The following is a 23,010-nucleotide window of genomic DNA, read 5'->3' on the forward strand; positions in this document are numbered from 1 at the left end:
GTTATTCTTTTTCATCAAACTATAAATTAACGACTTCAACTAGACTATTCACTACTCTCTCGACTTCGCGTTCTTCCATATCAAAGAACAGAGGCAATGATAAGCACTGGGCATAGTAAGCTTCAGCCCCAGGGAATTCGGCGATATCCCCACACCCACTAAAAACGGGCTGCCGGTACAAAGGAATATAGTGAACATTTGTCAGAATATTTTTTTTGCGAAGTCTCTCCATAACATCAGCTCGTGATATACGTATCTTTTCAAAATCTATCAAACAGACATATAAATGCCACGCAGGTTTTTGAACGCCAAAGATTTGAGTACTTTGCAAGACATCACCATAGCAGCCAAGCATTCTCCGATAACAGTCAACCAAATCACGACGCTTTTTCACAAACATGTCGATTTTAGACAACTGGGATATGCCTAGTGCACAAAGTATATCAGGAACCCGATAGTTATAACCTAATTCATGCTGCTCATAGTACCAAGGATTAGCTACCCCCGTCGACGAGAAAGCCTGTGACCTGTCGGTGAACTTTCCAACGTCGCGAGTCATTCCATGATTCCGCAAAGACCTAATTCTTTCTAACCTTTCACCACAGCGGCCAACAACAGCACCGCCTTCCCCCATTGCGATAGTTTTGACTGGATGAAAAGAAAACACAGTAAGATCGCTATACTTACACGAACCTACGTTCTCCCAACACGTTCTGTCTTTGTATTTTCCACCGATAGCGTGACAAGCATCCTCAACAACACGAATATTATACTGTTTTGCAATATCCCAAATTTCCGCCATATCCGCACATTGTCCATTCAAATGAACAACGCATACGGCTTTAATGCGTTCAGGGTCACATTGAGAAATTGCATTACGTAGGTGATTGGCAGTCATCAATCCGGTTTTGCTATCTACATCAGAAAAGACGATCTCTGCCCCCACAAGCATTGCAGTGTAAGCGCTACTAAGGAACGTGATACTAGGAACAATAACAATATCACCCTCTCCAATGCCAAGAGACAAATAGGCCAAATGCAGAGCAGCTGTCCCATTAGAAACAGCTGCAGCATGCGTAGCTCCTGTTATCTCGCAAATTTTATGCTCGAACTTTGCAACTAAAGGCCCAGTCGTAAGATAATCAGAACGCAGAGCTGACACCACTGCATCTATGTCATCATCGTCAATGTACTGACGGCCATATGGAAGTAGTCGATCGCCGTTTTCTGATTCAGGAGAGTTCACTTTTTCAGCCATTCTTGAAGATCATCAGCCTGCAACCATTCCGAATTATTATCGGATGCGTAGTAAAAATCTTGGTTCACGTTTTTCCCCATCTGATAGTAGCGATTGAAGGCATCAGACGGCCAAAGAGTTGAACTTTGCGGCAAAATAACATAGCGATCTTCAAGCTCGATAGTGTTGCGGGCATCATCCGACGGGATCATAACTTCATGCATTTTCTCGCCGGGCCGAATGCCAACAACTTTACGTGCCACGCCGGGCGCCATTGCCTCTGCCAAATCATCGATCTGCATACTCGGAATTTTCGGAACGAAAACTTCTCCTCCGATCATTTCGGCAAGGCTTGACACTACGAAGGAAACACCTTGACTCAGCGTTATCCAAAAACGTGTCATCTCCGGATCTGTAATTGGCAGAAACTCTGCCCCATCTTGAAGTAACTTTCGGAAAAACGGCACTACACTGCCGCGTGATCCAACAACATTGCCATAGCGAACCACTGAAAATCTGCATCCATTTCTGCCGCTCAGATTATTTGCCGCCACAAATATCTTATCTGAAGCTAACTTGCTTGCTCCGTAAAGATTAATTGGATTGGCCGCCTTATCCGTCGAAAGAGCAATCACCTTTTTAACGTTTGTTTTCAGGCAAGCTCTTATAATATTTTCTGCGCCAATGACATTTGTATGAATGCACTCAAAAGGATTATACTCTGCTGTAGTAACTTGCTTGAGAGCAGCAGCGTGAATCACGAAATCGATATCTTTGAATGCCATTTCCAATCGATCTACATCGCGGACATCCCCGATAAAAAATCGAACTCTGGACAAATCATAACCTTCGCCCGCAAGCACCTGCTGAAACTCGTACTGCTTCAGTTCATCTCTTGAAAAAACAACAACCTTTTTTACCCTAGAGTCTTCTAGAGTTTTTTTAACGAAGGCCTGCCCAAAAGACCCCGTCCCGCCAGTAACGAGGATTGACATATTATCAAACACAGAGAAATCGCCGCAGAACCCTCGGAAAATTGCTCCAGATTTGGTGTTTTTACCCATAAACTTCCCATTTCCATTTTGGATGATAACAGGCAATGAACAAGAGAGCGTTCTCGTTTTTCGATCAGCTATGTTGACCATTGCCTTGGTTATGTTGACGCGATATTTACCCTACTAAGCAGAACCATGCCAACACCTAAATATCAACAAATGGCGCTTCCCAGGCCTGCACTTTGGCACCGAATCACCTTAACCGCGTATGAATCATGTCAATAAATATCTTAATTGTCATCGGCTCCCTAGAGCGCGGTGGAACAGAAACACATTTGCTTCGAGTACTTCCTAGCCTTGATCGGGAGAAATTCAATATAACTGTTTTTTGCTTCGCTAAAGACGGTGAACTTTCAAACCAAATGAAGGAGCAAGGAATAAAGGTCGTATCGCCTCCCCTTTTTATTCAGGACCTGCAAAAACCACTTCTTTCCAAGGCAATGAAATTCACATGGGCTGCCGTTAAATTTATTATTTTACTTCGGAAGATGAAGATTGACATAGTTCATTTTTTCCTACCTACCAGCTACAAACTTTTTACCCCTTTAAGTTTTTCCCGTTTCAATCTCAAACGAGTCATGAGTCGGCGCGGCCTAAATCGAAGCTCAAAAAAATCAACTCTCTCGATATACTCGTACGAACGCTACCTACATCATTTGATGGACAGAATTTCCGCCAACTCAAATGCTGTTGCCAAAGAACTTATCAATGAAGGTGCCCCCTCAGAACTGGTGCAAATCATTTATAACGGCGTAAAAGAATCCCCCATTGCAATAAATCAAAGACGAGACATTCGGTCCGAACTCAACATCCCAGAAGATCATCTATTGTTGGTGATTGTTGCTAATCTTATCCCCTATAAAGGACATAAAGATTTGTTATTTGCCTGTCATAAAATCCAGAGCAAAAAATGGCATCTCCTAATTGTCGGCGGAGGCAACCAAAACGAGCGCTCGAATCTAGAAAACATGGCTACTTATTTGAAAATAAGTACTAAGGTCCGCTTCCTTGGATCAAGACCTGACGTTTCGCACATCCTGAAGGGATGCGACATCGGCATTTTAGCCTCCCACGAAGAAGGTTTTTCGAATGCAATTCTTGAAGGAATGTCCGCGGGCCTTCCAATGATAGTAACAGATGTTGGAGGAAACTCCGAGGCGATAACTCACGGCACTACAGGAGTTATCGTTCCCCCAAATTCACCTGAAAGCATGGCAGCTGCACTCAATTATTTAATTGAAAACCCGAACAAACGCATCCAACTTGGTCAAAATGCAGAAAGAAGAGTTAAGAAGTATTTCTCAATTGACAAATGCATTGAGGGATATGAGAGCCTGTACCTAGACGTTTTCAGAAAACACTAGCTATTATATTCATACAATCGAGAAATATGACCCGCGCGAACGTCCCATGAGTATTGCGAGACTAATCTTTTACGCGCGTTAACTCCCAAATCACGCCTCATATCGTCATCAAATATAAGTTTCTTGATTGCCTCTACCCATTCACTTACATTCTCTGGATTAACAAATAAACATTCCTTATTATGCGTTACAACCTCATGAAGCACCGGCAAATCTGAGACTACAATCGCTTTCTGAGCAGCCATATATTCAAATATCTTTAACGGAGACATAAAAGGAGACGTATTTCCTTCATTATTTACCGTTGTAACATCTTGGTAAGGCGCAACAACAGCATCAAAACACTCCATCAACTTAGGAAGTTCTGCCTGTCTTTTAAAACCATGGATGATCATATTTGCAGGAATACCGCGCTTAAGAACCACCGAAAGGTCATCGGGCGTACCGCCTACAATATGGAACTCTACCTCACTCAACTCTCGAGCAACATGAATTAAAACCTCCTGAACACCTCTCCCTTTGTAGAGATGACCAACATAACCAACCTTGAACGCCCCTAACCTCTCGCGATGTTGACCAAACAACCAACCTGTCTCATCCGCGCCATCATGTAGAACCTGAACAGACCCCCCCCTTAGAAAGCTGCACTGATCAAGCATCAAAGCCTTAAGTTTGGAAGAAATAACTACGCAGGACTTGAAACCCTTTCGGCTTACCAAATATTTTAAGCAAAGCAGCTCCAGCACCCCACTAGGTGGGCGATGAACTTCTAAAACAAACTGATTATTTGGGTAACGCCTAGCAAATTCACACAGCCAAAAAAGGTTGCGACCGTAACAAACATCATCACAACCAAGCTTCATCTCTGAAACGACCCTGACACCAGTCAAAAAGTTCGGTATCGAACCGTAACGAAATCCAGGGACCCACCTTCTACAAAAAATAAGAAGTCTGTTTACAAAAATATCTGCCGTAGAAAAAAGAAAAATCTTAAACGAAGATTTCACATTGTAGAAATCTTTAACTTCTCCAAGATCCGCATTCCCTTTATAACCAAAAAGCTCTACATCGAAACCTTGCCTTACAAAAGCACCACACATCTTCATCACATGCACGCTATTGGCAGATTTAGATGGGAATATACTTTCGGATAAATAAAATATTTTTTTCACTATTTTAAATTTTCGATAAAATTTCAAACCAGCAGATAAATCTACCAACTCCCAAAGGAAACATCCCTCATCTCGGGGAATCGAGCCTCCCTTCAAACACCGCCAACGTCTCCTCGCTGACATGGTGCTCGATCCCCTCTGCATCGAATTCCGCTATTTCGGGATCGACACCAATCGACACGAGAAAGTTATAGACGATCTGGTGGCGGGCGCGACATTTTTTGGCAAGGGTCTCACCTTTTTCCGTCAGGAAAATTGAGCGATAAGGGCGCGAGGTGACATAACCGTCGCGTTCAAGGCGTTTGATGGTATTATTCACCGTAGCTGCGGTAACGCCAAAGCGTTCGGCAAGGGCGACAGAACGCGCCTCGCCTTCTTCGGCGATCAGATCGCCGATCATTTCAACGTAATCTTCGGTCACTTCCCTGGCATGCGCATCGCGCAGGCGGGCGAAAACTTCTGCCTTGTTGTGACGCGGGTTAACCGCCGTATCATCGCCCATTGATCTCTCCAATTTATGTCCCGCGTTCTTCATAACAACTAAGTTTGCAAAAATCAATTTAGCCTTGACTAACTTTAAAAGTCCGCACATAAATAGTGGATATTCGCTGGAGTGATTTCAATTTGCTTTCGGGACTTTCGATGAGCCTAGTTCGAACCACGCGCGCCCTTATCCTGACCATCACCCTGCTGACTGCGGGACTGTTTTCCGGTCTTTCCCTGGCACAGGCGAAACCGTTGAATGTGGTTGCAACCACGTCAATGATTGCAGATGCCGCACGCCAGGTCGCCGGTGACCGTGCAGAGGTCCGCGCCTTGATGGGGCCGGGTGTTGATCCGCATTCCTATCGACAAACCCGAAGCGACATTGCCGCCATGGCGCGCGCCGATCTTGTTCTGTGGCATGGCCTGTATCTGGAAGCACAGCTTGAGGAATTCTTCCTTGATCTGGAAAAGCGCCGCAATGTGGTTGCCGTCGGTGAAGCCATCGACAAGGCACAGCGTCTGAGCCATGCGACCTACAAAGGCCGTTATGACCCGCATGTCTGGATGGATCCGCAATTGTGGGAAACGGTCGTGCTTGCCGTGCGTGATGCCCTGATCAAAACCGATCCGGAGGGCGAGACCACCTATCGCGCCAATGCAGATAAACATATCGCCGAAATCGCCAAGCTGATCGATTACATGAAAGCCGTGTCGGTCACCGTCCCGGAAACAAGCCGGGTTCTTTTGACCGCCCATGACGCCTTCAGCTATTTCGGGCGCGGCTATGATTTCGAAGTTCTGGGAATCCAGGGCATTTCAACGGAATCCGAAGCAGGCCTTCGACGGGTCGAGGAACTGGTCAACACCATCGTCGATCGCAAAATCTCGGCCGTGTTTGTCGAAAGCTCGGTCCCGGAACGTAATGTTCGCGCCCTGATCGAAGGGGCCGAAGCCCGCGGTCAAAAGGTTGTCATCGGCGGCACCCTGTTTTCCGACGCGATGGGCGAACCGGGCACCTATGAAGGTACGTATATCGGCATGATCGACCATAACGTCACCCTGATTACCCGTGCCCTTGGCGGCAATGCGCCCGAAGGCGGTTTTCAGGGCAAACTTGCCGCAGCATCCTGACCCGACGATATTGACCGCCGTAATTAATTGACCAAACCGCGCACAGGCAAACAAGGAAGTCCCCATGAGCACAGCCAAACTGGTTGCAGAATCCGGCAAAATCGTTGATGTCGCGACCACGGATGCACCGCTGACCGTGCGTGGCCTGACGGTTTCCTATGGCAACAAGCCGGCAGTGTTTTCGGTTGATGCCTCGATCCCGGCCGGATCGATGACCGCGATTATCGGCCCGAACGGCGCAGGAAAATCGACGTTTCTGAAAGGTACACTGGGCGTTGTGCCCCGGCTGTCGGGCGAAGTCCGTATCTTTGGCAAACTGTTTGCCGAGGCGCGTGATCGCGTGGCTTATGTACCCCAGCGCGCCAGTGTGGATTGGGACTTTCCGGCGCGTGTGATTGATGTTGTCCTGATGGGGCTTTACGGATCGGTCGGGCTTTTCCGGCTCTGGCGTTCACGCCACCGCGAACAGGCAATGGAATGCCTTGAACGTGTTGGCATGGCAGATTTCGCCGACCGTCAAATCGGTCAGCTTTCCGGTGGCCAGCAACAGCGCGTCTTCCTTGCCCGTGCCTTGGCGCAAAATGCCGAGTTCTATTTGCTGGATGAACCGTTTGCCGGGGTTGATGCCGCCACCGAACGCGCCATTGTATCGGTCCTGAAGGAATTGAAGGCCGAAGGCCGTACCGTTGTGTGCGTGCATCACGATCTGTCGACCGTGCCGGAATATTTTGATCGTGTTCTTCTGATCAATGTGCGCCGCATTGCCGAAGGCCCTGTCGAGACCACCTTTACCGCCGAGAACCTTCAGGAAACCTATGGCGGGCGTCTTGCTTCAGCCCATATCGACGAATTGCACCTGGCATAGCGCGACCGGCAAAGGCAGATATCCGTCATGAGTTTTATCGATTACTTCCTAAGCGCCCTGTTCCTTCAGGCCGGATATAACAGCGCCCTAGTCGCGATTGGTGCGGGATTGCTTGGCCTGTCTGCGGGTAGTGCCGGGGCGTTTATTTTCCTGCGCAAACGTGCCCTTGTTTCCGATGCCATCAGTCATGCAACCCTTCCCGGTGTTGGCCTTGCCTTCATGATCATGGTGGCGTTTGGCAGTGACGGAAGATGGCTTCCGGGGCTGATCATCGGATCGGCGATTTCATCGGCCATCGGGCTTTTGATGGTTGAATGGATCACGCGTAAAACCCGACTGACCGAAGATGCGGCAATTGGCGCGGTCCTGTCGGTGTTTTTCGGATTTGGTATTGTCCTTTTGACCGTCATCCAGACCATGTCATCAGGCCGCCAGGCCGGGCTTGAAAACTTCCTGCTGGGATCAACTGCCGGGATGCTGATTTCCGAAGCCGCGACCATCGCGGTTGCCGGGGCCTTGGCAGCGGCATTCGTGTTTCTGTTGCGCCGTCCGATGACACTTGTCGCCTTTGATCCGGAATATGCCGCCACCACCGGGGTCAATGTCCGCAATATTGATCTGGCAATGATGGGACTGGCCCTGATCGTGACGGTGATCGGGCTTAAGATCGTCGGGTTGATCCTGATTGTTGCCCTGTTGATCATTCCGCCGGTAACCGCACGGTTCTGGACCAATCAGGTTGGACCAATGATCGGCATTGCCGCCGCGGTTGGCGGGCTTTCGGGGTATATCGGTGCGGTCCTTTCGGCAGCCGAGGCATCGCTTCCGACCGGGCCAATCATTGTACTGGTCGCCTTTGGCTTTTTCCTGATCTCGGCCCTGTTTTCACCATTGCGCGGCGGGTTGGCATCGGCCCTGCGTCATCAACAGTTCCAGCGCCGGGTACATCGCCGTCAGGGATTGCTGTCCCTGGCCCGGCGCGAGCCAATCTATGACGGACTGACCCTGCGTATCCTGCGCCGTTCGGGCATGATCCGCCGTGACGGGGTTGCCACCGCACGCGGGCGCATTGCCGCCCAGAAAGCCGCCCGTGACGAGGCGCGCTGGGCAATTGCCCGACGGATGTTGCCCGATGATTCAGTGATTGAACGTTATGACGGCCTGACCCCGATCGAACAGATGATGACACCAGACCAGATTGCCGAGATTGACCGCATGATTTTGGCCCAGCAAGGAGCAAAAGCATGATCGACGATCTGATCACGGCCCTTGGGGCGGAGTTTGTTCAACTGAGCCTGACGCCGATTGTCATTGGTGTTCTGGCTGCTGTTGCCTGTGCGCTTCCGGGCAATTTCCTGTTGCTGCGTCGTCAGGCCCTGATTGGCGATGCGATCAGCCATGTCGTTTTGCCCGGTATTGTCGGTGCCTTTCTGGTAACCGGGACAATCACCGCCGTTCCGATGATGCTTGGTGCCGGTGTGGCAGCAATCATTGCGGTTGTAATGATTGAAGTGGTCAAACGCCTTGGCCGGGTTGAGCCGGGGGCGGCCATGGGGCTGGTTTTTACCACGCTTTTCGCCGCCGGTGTTTTGTTCCTGGAAATCACCGACACCAGTTCGGTGCATATTGATGTGCAGCATGCGCTGCTTGGCAATCTTGAAAGCCTGATCTGGTTTGATGCCGACGGTTGGGGATCGGTTCTTGATCCCGCCGCCCTTGCCACCCTGCCCCCGCAATTGCCGCGCCTGGCGATTGTTCTGGTCGGAATCGGGTTGTTTATTTTGCTGTTCTGGAAAGAACTTAAAATCTCGACCTTTGATGCAGCCTTTGCCGGGGCGATTGGCATTCGTACCCGACTTTTAAGCTTTGCATTGGTCGTCGTTACCGCGATTGCCGCCGTGGCCGCATTTGATGCGGTCGGGTCGATCATTGTGATTGCGATGTTTGTCTGCCCGCCGGCCAGCGCGCGGCTGATGACCAATCAGCTTGGCCGTCAGGTCGGATGGTCCGCCCTGTTTGCCAGTATTTCCGCCATTTTGGGATATGTCTTTGCCGGATATGGCCCGGGCTGGTTCGGATCGCCCTATGCGGTCAGTGCCGCGGGCATGATCGCCACCATTTCCGGTGTCATCCTGATCCTGACCTGTCTGTTTGGTCCCCAGCGCAAACGTACCGGGCAACGTGCCGAGGCCTGAAAGCCGGTCAAATGAAACACGCCATCGAAGCGATTATTATCGTCTAATGGCGTGATCCCGGACATAATTGGGCGCATGAGCAGATATCATTCATATGTCCGGATGCTGGTGATTGCCGCATGCCTTGCGTTTGGTACCAAACCAGATGCAAGGGCTCAGCATGCCGCACCATCGCAAGGATCAAACGACATCCAAGCCGAACTTGGGCAGTTTGGTGATATCGCGCTTTATGTCTTTGATGGGCGCGCAGACTTTCTTGCGCGGATCGACGAAACGCTTGGCCTTGGCAATATCAAGGACCCGGAAACGACCTTTGCCAAGCTGCCCCGATCCCCCTTTACGATTACCGGCCGTCAATATGGCAAAGCGCTTGCGACCTGCCAGATATTTGTGCCCGCCAATCTGACACCGCTTCTGGATCAGGAAATCTTTGCGCAATTGATGCGGGGTTGGTTCGGACAGCAACTTTCCTATGCTACCAGTGTGGATATGACATACCGCTGGCTGATCTATCACGAGGTCCGCCATTGCCAGCCCGATCATTTTGGCGGCACAGACACCGAGAACCACATGGATGAACGTGACGCCGATCTGTTTGCCTTTGACAAACTTTCAACAAAGGCAAACCGGAATGCGTTGGCGACCGATATCCTTGCCTTTCGCATGATCACATCGGCCCTGTTTGCCGACCGAGCCCATATGACCGGGCTTTCGATCAAGCGGGGGCTGGCCCCGCAATCTGATCAAGAGGCAATCAACACAGAACAGGAAATCGCGGCCTTTCTGGCAACTCGCCGCTTGGTAACAGCACATGCCAAGGCGATTGCCGCCAAAGCAACCCCGACCAATCTGGAACTGATCCGGGCCATTACGGAACTTCGTGAACGGTCTGTGGCCGGGACGATCAAGACTGACAATCCGCTGATCTCTGAAATCCTGATTGATCTGGACGATGCCGTTGCCCATTTTGCGCCAAAGCTTCATGCATCGGTCGCGACACGACGATCAAACTGAACGGTTTTTTCAGGCCGCTGTTTTACGCCAGAAGGTCATGGCGACACAATCATCACGCGACAGGCCAATTTCCTTGCGCCAATAGGCGTGGATTGGCTTGTAGTCCGCCTGTTCCACCCCGGCCCAACAATAGACCTTGTTGCTATCTTTGGGGATATTGATGGCCCGAATGGCATCCTGGATCAGACTGTGGGTGATTTCTTCGACATTTTCGCGCAAAAGCCAGGTCACGCTGATCCGGCTTTTGGTTTCAAGCGGGATGATATTCGCCTTGCTACCCACCTCGATCAGGGCGTGCCCCCCAACATATTCGGGCAGTTCATGCAGATAACGCCCGATCGCCGGAAGGGCGGTTTCATCGCCGGCAAACAACATCCAGTTTGCATCGGGCAAATCAGCGCCAAGCGGACCGGTCATCGCCACCAGATCGCCTTCCGCGGCATGAAGGGCAAAGGCCGATCCCGGTCCGTTATCGCCATGCATGACGAAATCAACATCAATCCAGCCCGCATCGGCATCCATGTCGCGGATGGTATAGACGCGCTGTTCAACGGTGTCCTCGCCCGTCGGCCAAACCGGCATGCCGTTTTCCGCCAAAGTCGGCCATTTCGGATTGGCTTTGCCGCGCGGCGGGATCATCAGACGGACATGAATGCCTTCGGCGTCATAGGCATCAAGGTCAGGACCATGCAATCGCAGACGACGCATATGCGGTGACAGATCAGTAATCTGTCCAACCGTTAATTCACGGAAATTGGGAAGCTTGCCATTGCTTTGCCCGGCCCCCTTCCAGCGGCAGTCAAAATTGGCGTCCGGTGCAGCCCCTTGTAGCAAGGCAATGATCGCGGACTTCATCTGCACAACGCCGACTTCGGTCGTAGCGCCAACCTCGACATCCAGGCCGTTCTTGTTACTGCGCAATTCAATATGGCCGATCGAAACCAGAATGCGCGCCTGCCCGTCGCCCCCCTGAACTTCGCAATCGTGGCTTCTGTAATAGTCTGCCATCTGCGCAACGAGCGCAGCACTTTCCGGCAAATCGATACGAGTGGTTGCAATCAGGATGGCAGAAGGCATTTGGGGCCTCGGCATAATGTGGGCGCAAATCTGCGGATAGCTATTGATAATAAAACTGATAGGCATTCTCAACAAAATTTATCCGGAAATTTGCCTGACCGTGTTAGAGGTAGGAAATGGTCGCGCCTCAGCCCTTTGGCGTTAAGGCCCTGATGGTATTTATTGATCCCGGAACATTGAAGACATCGACATGACAGACAAGATCCGCCGCCTGAAATCCTTTGAGTTTCCGCTTGCCGTCGAATGGGCAGCCAGTGAAGGTTGGAACCCCGGACTTTCAGATGCCGGGGTGTTCTTTAACACCGACCCGGACGGTTTCTGGGCCGCCTTTGACAAGCAGGGCATGGCCGCCGTGATTTCATCGGTTCAATACAGTTCCGATTTCGGCTTTGTCGGCTTTTACATCTGTCGCAAGGATCGCCGCGGTACCGGTCTTGGCTATAAACTTTGGCAAACGGCCTTTGACAACAGCGTGATGAAAACCATCGGGCTGGATGGCGTGATTGATCAGCAGGACAATTACCGCAAGTCCGGGTTTGAATTTGCCCATCGCAATATCCGCTATGGCGGAATTGTTAAGGCCGAAGCCACCCTGCCAGATGATCTGTTCACCCTTGAAATCGATGATATTGCCATCGTTGATGCGTTTGAACAGACTTGCAAACTGTTTGCCGAAAGCCGGATTGAGTTCCTGCGTGGCTGGATCGGCACTGAAAACCATACGGCATTGGCCCTGAAAGGCCCGATGGGCTTGCGCGGCTATGGCGTTATTCGCCCCTGCAAGGAAGGCCACAAGGTTGGCCCGCTGTTTGCCGCCAATCTTGAAGATGCCAAAACCCTGTTTGGCGCCCTTTTGCAAAGCCGCAAGGATCAGAGCGGTAAGGTCTATCTTGATATTCCTGAACCAAACGAAGCCGCCCGTGAACTGGTTGACAGTCACAAGATGGTCGCCGAATTCGAGACGGCGCGCATGTATAAGGGCACTGCACCGGACCTTGATCTTGCCATGACCTTTGGCATTTCATCATTTGAACTGGGCTGATCGACCGCTTTGAAGCAACTGTTCGATGTGGCGAGTTTTCTGCGCAAGTCTCAGATTTGACAAATGAGCCGATATCAAGGGGCGTTTCCTGGGGATGCGCCCCTTTTTGTTCGCGTTCACATCGAATGGAATTATTCTTACGGTGGGGTTGAGCAATGCGCAATTTTCTGGCAACAAACATTTAATGCCAAAGGTATAGCGCGCCCTAACCGAATGCCGTAATTTTACAATCGTGCGCTTCTTTTGGTTAGAACCATAATCCGCCAAGACGCAGGAAGTTTATCATCCTGTTCTGGAAAATTGATGTGACAGACCCAATTTTTGTGGAGTGCCGAACACCAAACTTCCATTTTACGCCGATGAAACCCGAGGCATTCGGGCAACATCGACAGAACAATAAATTATAATGTTCACCGCTGCGTGTTGTACGCCATAATTAATGACCTGCACGCTTCGAACCAAAAGTTTCAACGCCGGATAAAAAAACCGACATGGATATAGCTACACTCATTGGGATTATCGCTGGCATGGGCGTCATCGTTGGCGCCATTTTGTTGGGCGGCAGCCTTGATTCTTTTGTTGATGTACCGTCCATCATGGTTGTATTCGGCGGAACGGCGGCCGCAACTTTAATCAAATTCCCGATGCGCGATGTGATCAAGTCGCTCAAGATCGGGGTTGGCATTGCCTTTAAGAACCCCAAGGAAGATCCGCTTTCGATTTATGAGAAGGCCATCGAACTTGCCGGTCTGGTTCGCAAGAACGGCCTTTTGGGTCTTGAAAATGTCGAAGTTGAAAACGAGATCATGGCGCGCGGCATCCGCATGTGTGTGGATGGCCATAGCGGCGAAGTGATCAGAAGTTCAATTTCAAGCGAAGTTGAAAAATCCATCCAGAATGACGAACTGGGCGAATTGATGTTCCGCGGCATCGGCGACACCGCCCCGGCATTCGGCATGATCGGAACACTGGTCGGTCTGGTGCAGATGCTTGCCAACCTGTCGGACCCGGACGCCATTGGACCGGCGATGGCAATTGCGATGCTGACAACGTTCTATGGCGCGGTTCTGGCCAACCTGATTGCCCTTCCGATAGCCGACAAACTGGCCCTTAAGGTTGATCGTTTGCGCAACACCAAACAGCTGATCATTGAATCGGTTGTGCAAATTCAGGCCAGCCAGAGCCCTATGGTCATGAAAGAAATCCTTGGTCCCTATCTTCCGGGCGGTGTGCCCGCGGATGCGGAAGAAGGCGCATAAAGATGAAGACTTCTGACACACAGGTAGCAGTCTAGGACCATGGCAAAGAAACCCGCAGCAGGCGCACCGGCATGGATGGCGACATTCGCCGACCTGATGTCATTGCTGCTTGTTCTGTTTGTTCTGTTGCTGACCTTTGCCGAGATGGATGTCATCCGTTACAAACAGATTGCCGGATCGGTCAAGGCGGCCTTCGGGTTTTCCAATCAGGACCAGCTTGCCGGTGTGATCGAACTTGACGGATCAATCGTTGGCAAGGCGCTTAAGGCACCAACGCCGGACAGCCCGCGTGTTGTTTCAGAAATCCCGCAGCCCGAAACCCCGAAGATCGAAATCGAAGAAACCGACAGCAAGGAAGAAAAGGCCAAGGCGCTTGAGGAAACCCTTGGCGGTGTTCTTGAGAATATGAGCCTGGATGATCAGGTCGGCCTTGAACGCATTGACGGCGAAGTTGTGATCCGCTTCCCCAACGAGCTGGCCTTTCCGTCAGGATCATCGGGCATGACCGAGGAATTTGCGGCCATCCTTAACCGCCTTGCCCCGGTAATCAATCAGACCGAGGGCGAGGTTCTTGTTGCCGGTCACACCGATAATGTTCCGGTTTCATCATCGTCACCCTATATATCAAACTGGGACCTGTCGGCTGCGCGTGCGACATCGGTTCTGCATTTCCTGATTGATCAGAATGGCACCGATCCGCGGCGCATGGTCATTCAGGGCTATGGGGACAGTCGTCCGATTGCTGACAACAGCACGCCCGCGGGACGTGCAGAAAACCGCCGCGTTGAAATCACCATCCAGATGGTTGAATCCAACGCATCAGAAGGCACGAGCAATCCCGGCAACGGTTCCAGAAATTCAGGCGACGATGCAAAAGGGGCTGACGAAACGGATATGAACGGTCAAAATGACCCGACTGGCACAGGGCTTCCGCGCCGTTCATTCAGCATTCCATCGACACCGTAATATTGAATGTTTGCGCGCAGAAGAGTGACTTGCGGATAAAGGACATCGCGCATCATGGCGATCAAGGACAACAAGAACAAAACGATCCTGTATGCCGATTACAGTGAACGGAACATCCTTGCTGCCAAAACTGCGGTTGAACCACTTGGGTTTGGCAATTTCGTTTCATGTGATGATCGTGAAAAGACCATTGAGCTTGTCCGCGAACTCTGCCCGGATATGGTTCTGATCGGACTGTATCTTGACGGGATGCGTGGCATTTCAACCATCCGCGCCATTCGGGAAACAGCAACCGATGACAATTTGCACGGGCGTACAGTCCCGGTTCTTTTGGGCGCCCCGAAACTTGACCGCCGCGGCATGCGCGATGCGGTAGAAGCCGGGATCGAAGGCATATTCCGTCAACCTGTGGATCCACAGCGTCTGTGCAAGATCATCGAAACCGTGATGAAGGCACCGCGCCGCTTTGTTCTGAAGGACAACTATTTCGGCCCTGCCCGGCCGGAAGATTTGGCCAATGCAGGTGTGACCGTTTCCGGGAAGGCATACACAACACCCCCGGAAGAGCAGGAAAACCCGGGACGCCGCAAACGCGACCGGATCAAGGCAGCAATGGAAGAAATGCCCCCGGTATCGGTACCGGGCAAACGGGTTGCAACATCGTTCAAATCCCCTGTTGCACCAACTGCGCCGGCATCCAAACCGGTTAAATCCGAACCGATTGAAACCGCAGCTCAACCCGAACAGGCCAAATCACCGATTACCGGTATTGCGGGCAATCTTGATATTGCCGATCTGAAATCGCGTCTGAACGGGGCAGGGCAAATCTTTGATGATGGCGATCTTCGCAGAACGTCAAGTGTCAGCGACAAACACGCCCAGGCACAAAATATCAAGGCGGTGCAATCGGTCCGGGACCTGTTATCCCCGACCCAGGAGACACCCGCGGAAGACCCGGCTGATCTGGTCGAGGACGAACCGCTTGATACCGCAAGTGATGACGATACCGAAGAACTTGTTGAAATTGACCTGAACGAAGCCCTGATTATGCACAAGCTTTGGGTCGATACCGGTGGCAAGGAAGGCAATGTCATGTCGATTGAACATGCCGACCTTCGTGAAGCCGAGCTTGAAGGCATTGATCTTAGCCGGTGCGGGTTGCCCTTTGCCTGCTTCAAACGGGCAAATTGCAAGCAAGCTGTATTGCGCCGCTGCGACCTTACCGGGGCTGATTTTATTGAAAGCAACCTCGATAGCGCCAATCTGGCGGCAAGTCGCTTGTCGGGCGCGCGGTTCAATGATGCGATGTTGCGTAATACGGTATTTCTGGGTTCAGACCTGTCCAACGCCAGTTTCCGCGGGCAGCAATTGCTAAATTGTGATCTGAGCGGCACAAATCTGGCTGGAACAGATTTCCGTGATGCCGACCTTAGCGGTACACGCGGCCTGTTTGCCGAACAAATCCAGCGCGCCCGGGTCAATGCCAATACCCGCCTTCCCCGGAACCTGAAACTGCGGGACTAAAGCATCTTGCGCATATGCAGGCTGGGGAACGTAAAGTCGGGGGCAAAGGGGGCCTCAAACGGCCCGATGACTTCAAAGCCAAGGGATTCATAGAACCGGCGCGCTGAAAGCGTGGAATAGCATTCGAACTGCGCCACATGTTGCTTGCACGTTGCATCCTGCACACAGCGATCAAACAACATTTTGCCGATACCTTTGCGGGTGTAGTCGGGATCAACCGCAAAATGACGAACATGGACAATCCCGGTTTGAATGTCGGTTTTATCACCGCCCGGACGCATTACGGTCCAGCCGCCGGCCCCGGCAAGGTCACCGTCATCCGTTCTGGCCAGATAATATGTTCCGGACGCCAACAAATCAGGATTGGCACGGGCAAGAAACGCCATGCCACGCCGCAAGATATCTGGTTGGTAATCCCTGGCCAGCAACGCCGCATAGGACCGTTCAAACAGTGCCGTCACCGCATCGGCGTCACCGGGTTTGGCAATATGGACGGTGATTTTCCCCATATGCGGCCTTATCGACGGCCAAACATCTTTTCGATGTCATGCAGTTTCAGTTCGACATAGGTCGGACGACCGTGATTGCATTGACCGGAATGCGGGGTTGCTTCCATCTGACGCAACAGGGCGTTCATTTCATCAGCATTCAGCTTGCGCCCCGACCGCACCGAACCATGACAGGCCATGGTCGCGCAGACATACATCAGGCGATCTTTTAACGCCATGCCCTGCCCCAGCTCGGCAATTTCATCGGCCATGTCACGCACCAATGCCCCGACATCGACCTTACCCAGCATGGCCGGAACTTCGCGCACCACGATTGCACCGGGTCCAAACGGTTCAAGGATCAGGCCAAGCTCGGCGAATTCTTCGGCACGGTCGGCAATGCGGTCGGCTGATGCCTCGTCCAGTTCGACGACTTCTGGTAACAAAAGTCCCTGACGCTTGACACCGGTGGCGGCAAGATCGGCCTTCATGCGTTCATAGACAATACGTTCATGGGCCGCGTGCTGATCGACAATCACCAGACCGTCACGGGTCTGGGCAATAATGTAATTGGCATGGACCTGCCCGCGGGCCGCCCCCAAAGGGTGATCCACGAACTTGCCTTCATCGGCGATATTATCAATCCGTGCCGACGGTGCAGCGGCGGCATATCCACCCGACAAAGCCGCAGCCGCGGCAGCAGCAAAGCCGCCATCGCCGGAAGTTTCTGACAGCATCCCGCCAAAATCGCGCCCGCGATCAAACAGGCCACCATAACCGGATTGCGGATCCATCGGGGCCTGGGCAGCGTAATTGCGTTCAATGGCCGCGTGACTTGGAATGCTTGGCTGATACTGACCGATGTTAAAACCGCTTCCACCGCCGGTGCGTGCCCCGCCACCATAAGGAAGTGATGGACCATCGCCTTCGCGGCGTGCTGCCCCCAATGCCATATCGGCAACCGTGGTCGATGCCCGGTGCCCGGCCCCGGCCAGCGCATGTTTGAGTGCCCCGACAATCAGACCACGGACAAGACCCGGATCACGGAACCGGACCTCGGTCTTGCCGGGATGGACGTTGACGTCAACATCGCGCGGGGAAAGTTCGAAAAACAGGGCTAGCAGCGGATGACGATCCCGCGCCAGGAAATCCTGATAGGCACCGCGCACAGCCCCCTGAAGCAACCGGTCCTTGACCGGGCGGCCATTGACGAACATGAACTGCATCTGGGCGTTGCCACGGTTCAGTGTCGGCACACCGGCATAACCGGTCAGACGAATGCCTTCGCGTTCGGCTTCGATCTGAAGGGCGTTTTCCTGGAACTCGCGCCCCATCACCGCACCAAGGCGTTTCAGGCGGGCATCAAACAGATCGCCTTCGCAAGCAGGATAATTCAGGATCGATTTATTGCCATCGCCCGTCAGGGTGAAACCCACATCCGGGCGCGCCATCGCAAGGCGATCCATGATTTCACGCGCATACATCTGTTCGGTGCGTGCGGTTTTAAGGAACTTCAACCGGGCCGGGGTGGCATAGAAAAGATCGCGGACCTCGACCCGGGTTCCGAACGGATGGGCAGTCGGTTCCGGTTCGCCCTTGGCCCCGCCTTCAATGGTCAGCGACCATGCATTTTCCGAACCGCGCACCCGACTGGTCAGGCGCATCCGCGAGACAGACCCGATGGAGGGCAATGCCTCGCCGCGGAAGCCCATGAAACCGATATTGAAAAGATCATCATCAGGCAGCTTGGACGTCGCATGACGTTCAACCGCAAGCGAGAGTTCTTCGGGTGTCATGCCCTTGCCGTCATCGGTGATCGACAACAGCGTCCGCCCGCCATCGCGCAGATTGACATCAACCTTGGTCGCCCCGGCATCAAGCGCGTTTTCGACCAGCTCCTTGAGCGCCGCAGCCGGGCGTTCGACCACCTCACCGGCGGCAATCTGGTTGATCAGGTTCTGGGGCAGGACGCGCAGGGTCATGAAGGCAATGCTCGCGATGTTCGGATGATTTATCTTGGTTGCCTTGAACCTATCAAAGCACAAAGCGCGGCGAAATCCCTTTCACCGCGCTTTGAAATTTTAAGTGTGATGATGTGCCTAGAAGGCCAGTTTGCCTTCGGGTTTGCCAACCACCGTGACCGTTACATTGGCCGGATCCATCAGCTCGGCGGCGACGCGGTTGACATCGTCGAGGGTGACGGCATCCACCAGACTGTTACGACGATCCAGGAAGTCCATGCCAAGGTCGTCTTTCTGCATACCGACCAGCATCCCCGAAAGGTTGCCAAGGCTTGTGAAGCGCAGTGGATAAGCCCCGGTCAGATAGGATTTGGCGTTATCAAGTTCTTCCTGTGAAACGCCTTTTTCCTTCATCTTCGTCCATTCAGCACTGACCAGAGACAGGCTTTGACCAATTGCGTCATTACGCGTTGCCACCCCACCCATCATCATGACGGCATGATCAAGATTGGCAAGGTAGCTATAGACACCATAGGCCAGACCGCGCTTTTCACGAACCTCCTCGGTCAGACGCGATGAAAAGCCACCGCCGCCAAGAATGTAGTTCATGACATAGGCCGGGTAGAAATCCGGGTCCTTGCGTTCAATCCCTTTCTGCCCCCAGATCGCCTGACTTTGCGGGATGTCCTGATCGACGACGTCGATACCCCCAAATTTCGGCGTAACATCGGCAATAACCGGAAGGTCACTGTGATCCGGCAGACTGCCAAAGGCCTCGTCAAGAAGCGGTCCAAGTTCCTCGGCCGTGATATCACCGGCAACACCAATGATCAGGTTATCCTTGGCAAAGGCCTGACCAACGAAATTGCGGAAATCATTGGCGTTCAGCCCGGCGACCGTTTCAAAGTTCCCCGAAACCGGACGGGCATAGGGATGACCACCAAAGATCGATTTGAAGAAGGTCCGGCTGGCAATATCGCCCGGATCATTTTCCGCCCGCTTCAGGCCCGAGACAATCTGGGACCGGATACGTTCAACCGCCTCGTCATCAAAGCGTGGCTCGGAAAGTGCCAGGCGCAGAAGATCAATTGCAGTTTCACGTTCGCGGGTCAGCGTGGTCAGCGATCCGGAAAAATCATCGCGACCAGCATCAAAGGACAGACTGATCGACCGGTTTTCCATTTCACCACGGAAGGTCTGGCTGTCCATGGCCCCCGCACCCTCGTCAATCAGGCCCGAGACCATATTGGCGAGGCCCATCTTGTCAGCCGGATCGGTTGCCGCCCCCGCACCGGTAAACGCAATATCCATGGTCATCAGCGGGTTCATGTGATCTTCTATCAGCCAGGCACGAATGCCCCCCTCGGAAACCACTTCCTTGACCTCGACCGCCTGTGCGGCAGAAGCCATGCCCAGAATTGTCATCGAGGCAACGGCAATTCCAGCGACCTGTTTCATAAGCTGGTTCATATCAATGTACTCCCGCGCCGGTATCGATGGGCAATACAGGGCCGCGACCCGAAACCGGGCCGTCCTTTGGTGGCAACAGCCAGCCTGTCACGGATTGCTTGTCGTTAAAGACCCGCTTGGCGGCTTCGTTGACCTGATCAACGGTGACCGCGGAAACCCGGTCCGGCCAGCTTTCGACCTGTTCGACACTTAGTCCAACCGCAAGGGATTTACCCAGCACGCGGGCACCGGCCGACAAGGAATCACGGGCAAAGACCGCACTATCAAGCAGCTTTTGCTTGGCGCGTTCAAGTTCGTCCTGGGTCACACCATTGGCAACGATATCGGCAATCTGATCATCAATCGCCTTTTCAAGATCGGCCAGTTCGACATTGTCACGTGGCACGCCATAGACGCCAAAGGTGGCCAGATCAACCGCGACCGGGTCGTAGAAAGTACCAACACTGGTCGCAATGGCCTGATCGACGACCAGCGCCTTGAACATCCGGCTTGTCGTGCCCGAACCGATAATCTCGCTGAGGAGTTCAAGCGGGGCGGCATCGGCGGCATTTTCGCTGTGATAGGACGGGGCAAGGTAATAGCGCGACATGGATGCCTGCCCAACGCGGGGATCGTGCATGGTGACCTTGCGCGGGGCGTGCTGCACCGGTTCCTTGACGCGGTTGCGGGTCAGAACATCACCACGCGGGATGACGCCATAATATTTCTGCGCCATCGGCAGAAGTTCATCCATCGTGATGTCACCGGCAACAACCAGAATGGCGTTATTGGGCGCATACCATTTGCGATAGAAATCAAGAGCGTCTTCGGTCGAAAGCTGCTCCATCTCGTGCATCCAGCCAATGATCGAGCGACCATAAGGATGGGCCATGTAAAGGGATGCCCGCATCTGTTCGCCCAGAAGCGCACCGGGATTGTTATCAATCCGCGACCGACGTTCTTCGATGATCACATCGCGTTCGGGCAGGACAACATCGTCGGAAAGCTGAAGATTGGTCATACGGTCGGCTTCCATCTTCATCACCAGATCAAGACGGTCGCGTGCGATGTTCTGGAAGTACCCGGTATAGTCCCAGGTGGTGAAGGCATTGTCATTGCCGCCATTGCGCGCAACGATCTTGGAAAAGTCACCCGGTGCGACATCAGCCGTGCCCTTGAACATCAGATGTTCAAGGAAATGGGCAATGCCCGATACGCCAAGCGGCTCGTCAGCCGAGCCGACCTTGTACCAGACCATCTGGGTAACCACAGGAGCGCGGTGATTTTCCACCAGAACGACCTGCATCCCGTTATCGAGCGTTGCGGTCTGGGGGCTGAAGACAGCCGCAAAAGACATGTTCGGGACCAATGCCACCATAACCGCGGCCAACAGGCCGGCAAATGTGCGATTACGCAGTGACATGACAGACAATCTTGGAATTTTCATTACGTCATCCCATTCCTTATCAGGCGTTCATCCCGAATTTCTTAAGAAGCGAATATGACAGAACAAGGGCGCGAAAGTTTCGCGCCCTTGCTTTGTTCATCAAATTGTCGTGTAGCGCATAAAAGCGTGCTGTCAGATCAGAAGATATCTTCGAGCCAGCCTTTCTGTTTGCGTTCGATAACCGGGGTATTGCCACCGCCCGAAACACTGTTGCCCAGTGCCTGCTGGTCGCGGATACGCTTTGCTTCTGCCTCGGCATCAACCACGGAATTCGGGTCCTGCTTTTCCTGCCAGAACAGCAGATCATCAATGACGCCTTCGCTTTCACTGATAAAGATCGAGGTTTCGCGATCAACGGTCGAACGGATTTCCGGATCAGCATATTGCGCACCGGATGAAGACAACAGGGCAACCTGCCCTTTGCTGCCCGTACCGGTAATGTCGCGTTTGACCTTGGTCGGATCATCGCCGACCAGAATGCGGCGGGCCTGATCGGTGGTCGAGCCGGTCTGCGGACGGGCGGCACCCGGTTCCGGAACGCGCATGGTGAAATCTGGCGGCAGGCTTAGCGGCGCACGCGAAACAACGGCGAACTCGTCAGGGGACTGTTTGTTCAGGCCAAAGGTTTCGCGGGTGGATTCACAACCGGAAACACCAAGTGCAAGTCCGCCCAACAGCGCAATTTTGAAAATACTGGTCGTAATCTTCCGGGCCATATGTGCCTCTTTACCACTCCGCAACCGGGATAAGATCACCCGGCCAAAAATTCATCTGGCAGATTTTTTACCGCCAAAAAGGGAATCGATCAACAGTAGCGCCGCACCAACTGTAATTGCACTGTCGGCAACATTGAATACCGGCCAGTGATAGCCCGCAACATGAAGATCAATGAAGTCGGTCACAGCACCGTGACGCAGGCGATCCACAAGGTTGCCAATCGCACCGCCAACAATCATCGCCAGCGCAAGACGCAACATTGAATCACGGGTACGCCACATCCAGACGCCAAAGCCAATGGTGATCACCGCCGTCACCGCAATCATCACCCAAGGCGCTTGCCCCTGGAACAGGCCGAAAGAGACACCCGGGTTCCAGGCCAGAACGAAGTTCATGAACGGCGTGACTTCAATCACCCGAAACGGGTTGGACAAGCCGTCAATGGCAAGGGCCTTGGTCCACTGATCGACACCAAAAACAATTGCAATGACGATCAGACCAAACACAAAGGCGCGATGTTTCATCGATACTCTTTCTGACTTGCCGGTATCAGCCTGCTCT

General features: G+C 52.7%; 21 protein-coding genes. 10 read left to right on the top strand and 11 right to left on the bottom strand.

Annotated features, from left to right (window positions below; genetic code table 11):
• Window positions 1-19: 19 nt before the first annotated feature.
• Together pseC and pseB are read right to left on the bottom strand one after the other, a co-directional pair.
• Window positions 20-1,258, bottom strand: coding sequence for a UDP-4-amino-4,6-dideoxy-N-acetyl-beta-L-altrosamine transaminase (gene pseC / locus TH19_RS03365; RefSeq protein ID WP_114100927.1), 1,239 nt, complete (start codon window positions 1,256-1,258; stop codon window positions 20-22).
• A complete protein-coding gene (gene pseB, locus TH19_RS03370) occupies window positions 1,243-2,301 on the bottom strand; it encodes a UDP-N-acetylglucosamine 4,6-dehydratase (inverting) (RefSeq protein WP_181846298.1) in 1,059 nt (352 codons plus the stop codon). Before pseB ends, pseC begins: the two co-directional genes overlap by 16 nt.
• Window positions 2,302-2,507: 206 nt before the next feature.
• On the opposite strand from pseB, the gene TH19_RS03375 reads away from it, so the two are divergent.
• Window positions 2,508-3,656, top strand: a complete 1,149-nt coding sequence (locus TH19_RS03375; RefSeq protein WP_114100928.1) for a glycosyltransferase — start codon at window positions 2,508-2,510, stop codon at window positions 3,654-3,656.
• On the opposite strand, the gene TH19_RS03380 is transcribed toward TH19_RS03375, so the two are convergent.
• On the bottom strand, window positions 3,653-4,876 hold the full coding sequence (locus TH19_RS03380) for a glycosyltransferase family 4 protein (RefSeq protein ID WP_181846299.1): 1,224 nt from the start codon (window positions 4,874-4,876) through the stop codon (window positions 3,653-3,655). The genes TH19_RS03375 and TH19_RS03380 overlap by 4 nt on opposite strands.
• Before the next feature lie 19 nt (window positions 4,877-4,895).
• Window positions 4,896-5,330 (bottom strand): manganese-binding transcriptional regulator MntR, encoded by a 435-nt coding sequence (gene mntR / locus TH19_RS03385; protein ID WP_114100930.1) that lies wholly within the window; start codon window positions 5,328-5,330, stop codon window positions 4,896-4,898.
• A 140-nt stretch (window positions 5,331-5,470) separates the two neighbouring features.
• On the opposite strand from mntR, the gene TH19_RS03390 reads away from it, so the two are divergent.
• From TH19_RS03390 to TH19_RS03410, 5 genes are all read left to right on the top strand, one after another.
• The gene (locus TH19_RS03390; RefSeq protein WP_114100931.1) at window positions 5,471-6,445 is read left to right on the top strand and encodes a metal ABC transporter solute-binding protein, Zn/Mn family; all 975 of its coding nucleotides are present in this window, start codon (window positions 5,471-5,473) and stop codon (window positions 6,443-6,445) included.
• Between the two features lie 64 nt (window positions 6,446-6,509).
• Complete coding sequence (locus TH19_RS03395; RefSeq protein WP_114100932.1) at window positions 6,510-7,310, top strand: metal ABC transporter ATP-binding protein; 801 nt, start codon at window positions 6,510-6,512, stop codon at window positions 7,308-7,310.
• Window positions 7,311-7,337: 27 nt separating this feature from the next.
• On the top strand, window positions 7,338-8,558 hold the full coding sequence (locus tag TH19_RS03400; protein ID WP_114100933.1) for a metal ABC transporter permease: 1,221 nt from the start codon (window positions 7,338-7,340) through the stop codon (window positions 8,556-8,558).
• Entirely contained in the window at window positions 8,555-9,505 is a 951-nt protein-coding gene (locus TH19_RS03405) for a metal ABC transporter permease (protein WP_114100934.1), read from the top strand. Before TH19_RS03400 ends, TH19_RS03405 begins: the two co-directional genes overlap by 4 nt.
• Window positions 9,506-9,580: 75 nt before the next feature.
• Window positions 9,581-10,519: a hypothetical protein gene (locus tag TH19_RS03410; RefSeq protein WP_147250706.1), complete on the top strand. Its 939-nt coding sequence runs from the start codon at window positions 9,581-9,583 to the stop codon at window positions 10,517-10,519.
• A 9-nt stretch (window positions 10,520-10,528) separates the two neighbouring features.
• Here the strand turns inward: TH19_RS03410 and TH19_RS03415 are convergent, their stop codons facing one another.
• Window positions 10,529-11,596: a siderophore-interacting protein gene (locus TH19_RS03415; protein ID WP_114100936.1), complete on the bottom strand. Its 1,068-nt coding sequence runs from the start codon at window positions 11,594-11,596 to the stop codon at window positions 10,529-10,531.
• Window positions 11,597-11,786: 190 nt separating this feature from the next.
• On the opposite strand from TH19_RS03415, the gene TH19_RS03420 reads away from it, so the two are divergent.
• The 4 genes from TH19_RS03420 to TH19_RS03435 all read left to right on the top strand — a co-directional run bounded on the left by TH19_RS03420 (window position 11,787) and on the right by TH19_RS03435 (window position 16,387).
• Window positions 11,787-12,638 carry a GNAT family N-acetyltransferase gene (locus tag TH19_RS03420; RefSeq protein WP_114100937.1) on the top strand — a complete coding sequence of 284 codons (852 nt, stop codon included), beginning with the start codon at window positions 11,787-11,789 and terminating at the stop codon, window positions 12,636-12,638.
• 491 nt (window positions 12,639-13,129) lie between these two features.
• The gene (locus tag TH19_RS03425) at window positions 13,130-13,897 is read left to right on the top strand and encodes a motility protein A (RefSeq protein ID WP_114100938.1); all 768 of its coding nucleotides are present in this window, start codon (window positions 13,130-13,132) and stop codon (window positions 13,895-13,897) included.
• A 39-nt stretch (window positions 13,898-13,936) separates the two neighbouring features.
• The gene (locus TH19_RS03430) at window positions 13,937-14,863 is read left to right on the top strand and encodes an OmpA family protein (protein WP_114100939.1); all 927 of its coding nucleotides are present in this window, start codon (window positions 13,937-13,939) and stop codon (window positions 14,861-14,863) included.
• 54 nt (window positions 14,864-14,917) lie between these two features.
• Window positions 14,918-16,387, top strand: a complete 1,470-nt coding sequence (locus tag TH19_RS03435; RefSeq protein WP_114100940.1) for a pentapeptide repeat-containing protein — start codon at window positions 14,918-14,920, stop codon at window positions 16,385-16,387.
• On the opposite strand, the gene TH19_RS03440 is transcribed toward TH19_RS03435, so the two are convergent.
• The 6 genes from TH19_RS03440 to lspA all read right to left on the bottom strand — a co-directional run bounded on the left by TH19_RS03440 (window position 16,384) and on the right by lspA (window position 22,973).
• Complete coding sequence (locus TH19_RS03440; protein ID WP_114100941.1) at window positions 16,384-16,896, bottom strand: GNAT family N-acetyltransferase; 513 nt, start codon at window positions 16,894-16,896, stop codon at window positions 16,384-16,386. The two genes, TH19_RS03435 and TH19_RS03440, sit on opposite strands and share 4 nt — an antisense overlap.
• A gap of 8 nt (window positions 16,897-16,904) precedes the next feature.
• Complete coding sequence (mutL, locus tag TH19_RS03445) at window positions 16,905-18,857, bottom strand: DNA mismatch repair endonuclease MutL (protein ID WP_114101215.1); 1,953 nt, start codon at window positions 18,855-18,857, stop codon at window positions 16,905-16,907.
• A gap of 117 nt (window positions 18,858-18,974) precedes the next feature.
• Window positions 18,975-20,306 (bottom strand): M16 family metallopeptidase, encoded by a 1,332-nt coding sequence (locus tag TH19_RS03450; RefSeq protein WP_114100942.1) that lies wholly within the window; start codon window positions 20,304-20,306, stop codon window positions 18,975-18,977.
• 1 nt (window position 20,307) lies between these two features.
• Entirely contained in the window at window positions 20,308-21,708 is a 1,401-nt protein-coding gene (locus TH19_RS03455) for a M16 family metallopeptidase (protein WP_258547808.1), read from the bottom strand.
• Between the two features lie 161 nt (window positions 21,709-21,869).
• Window positions 21,870-22,448: a DUF3035 domain-containing protein gene (locus tag TH19_RS03460; protein WP_114100944.1), complete on the bottom strand. Its 579-nt coding sequence runs from the start codon at window positions 22,446-22,448 to the stop codon at window positions 21,870-21,872.
• Window positions 22,449-22,499: 51 nt separating this feature from the next.
• Window positions 22,500-22,973, bottom strand: coding sequence for a signal peptidase II (lspA, locus tag TH19_RS03465; RefSeq protein ID WP_114101216.1), 474 nt, complete (start codon window positions 22,971-22,973; stop codon window positions 22,500-22,502).
• Between the last annotated feature and the right edge of the window lie 37 nt (window positions 22,974-23,010).

This window comes from Thalassospira profundimaris (genome assembly GCF_003326675.1).
Classification (GTDB): domain Bacteria; phylum Pseudomonadota; class Alphaproteobacteria; order Rhodospirillales; family Thalassospiraceae; genus Thalassospira; species Thalassospira aquimaris.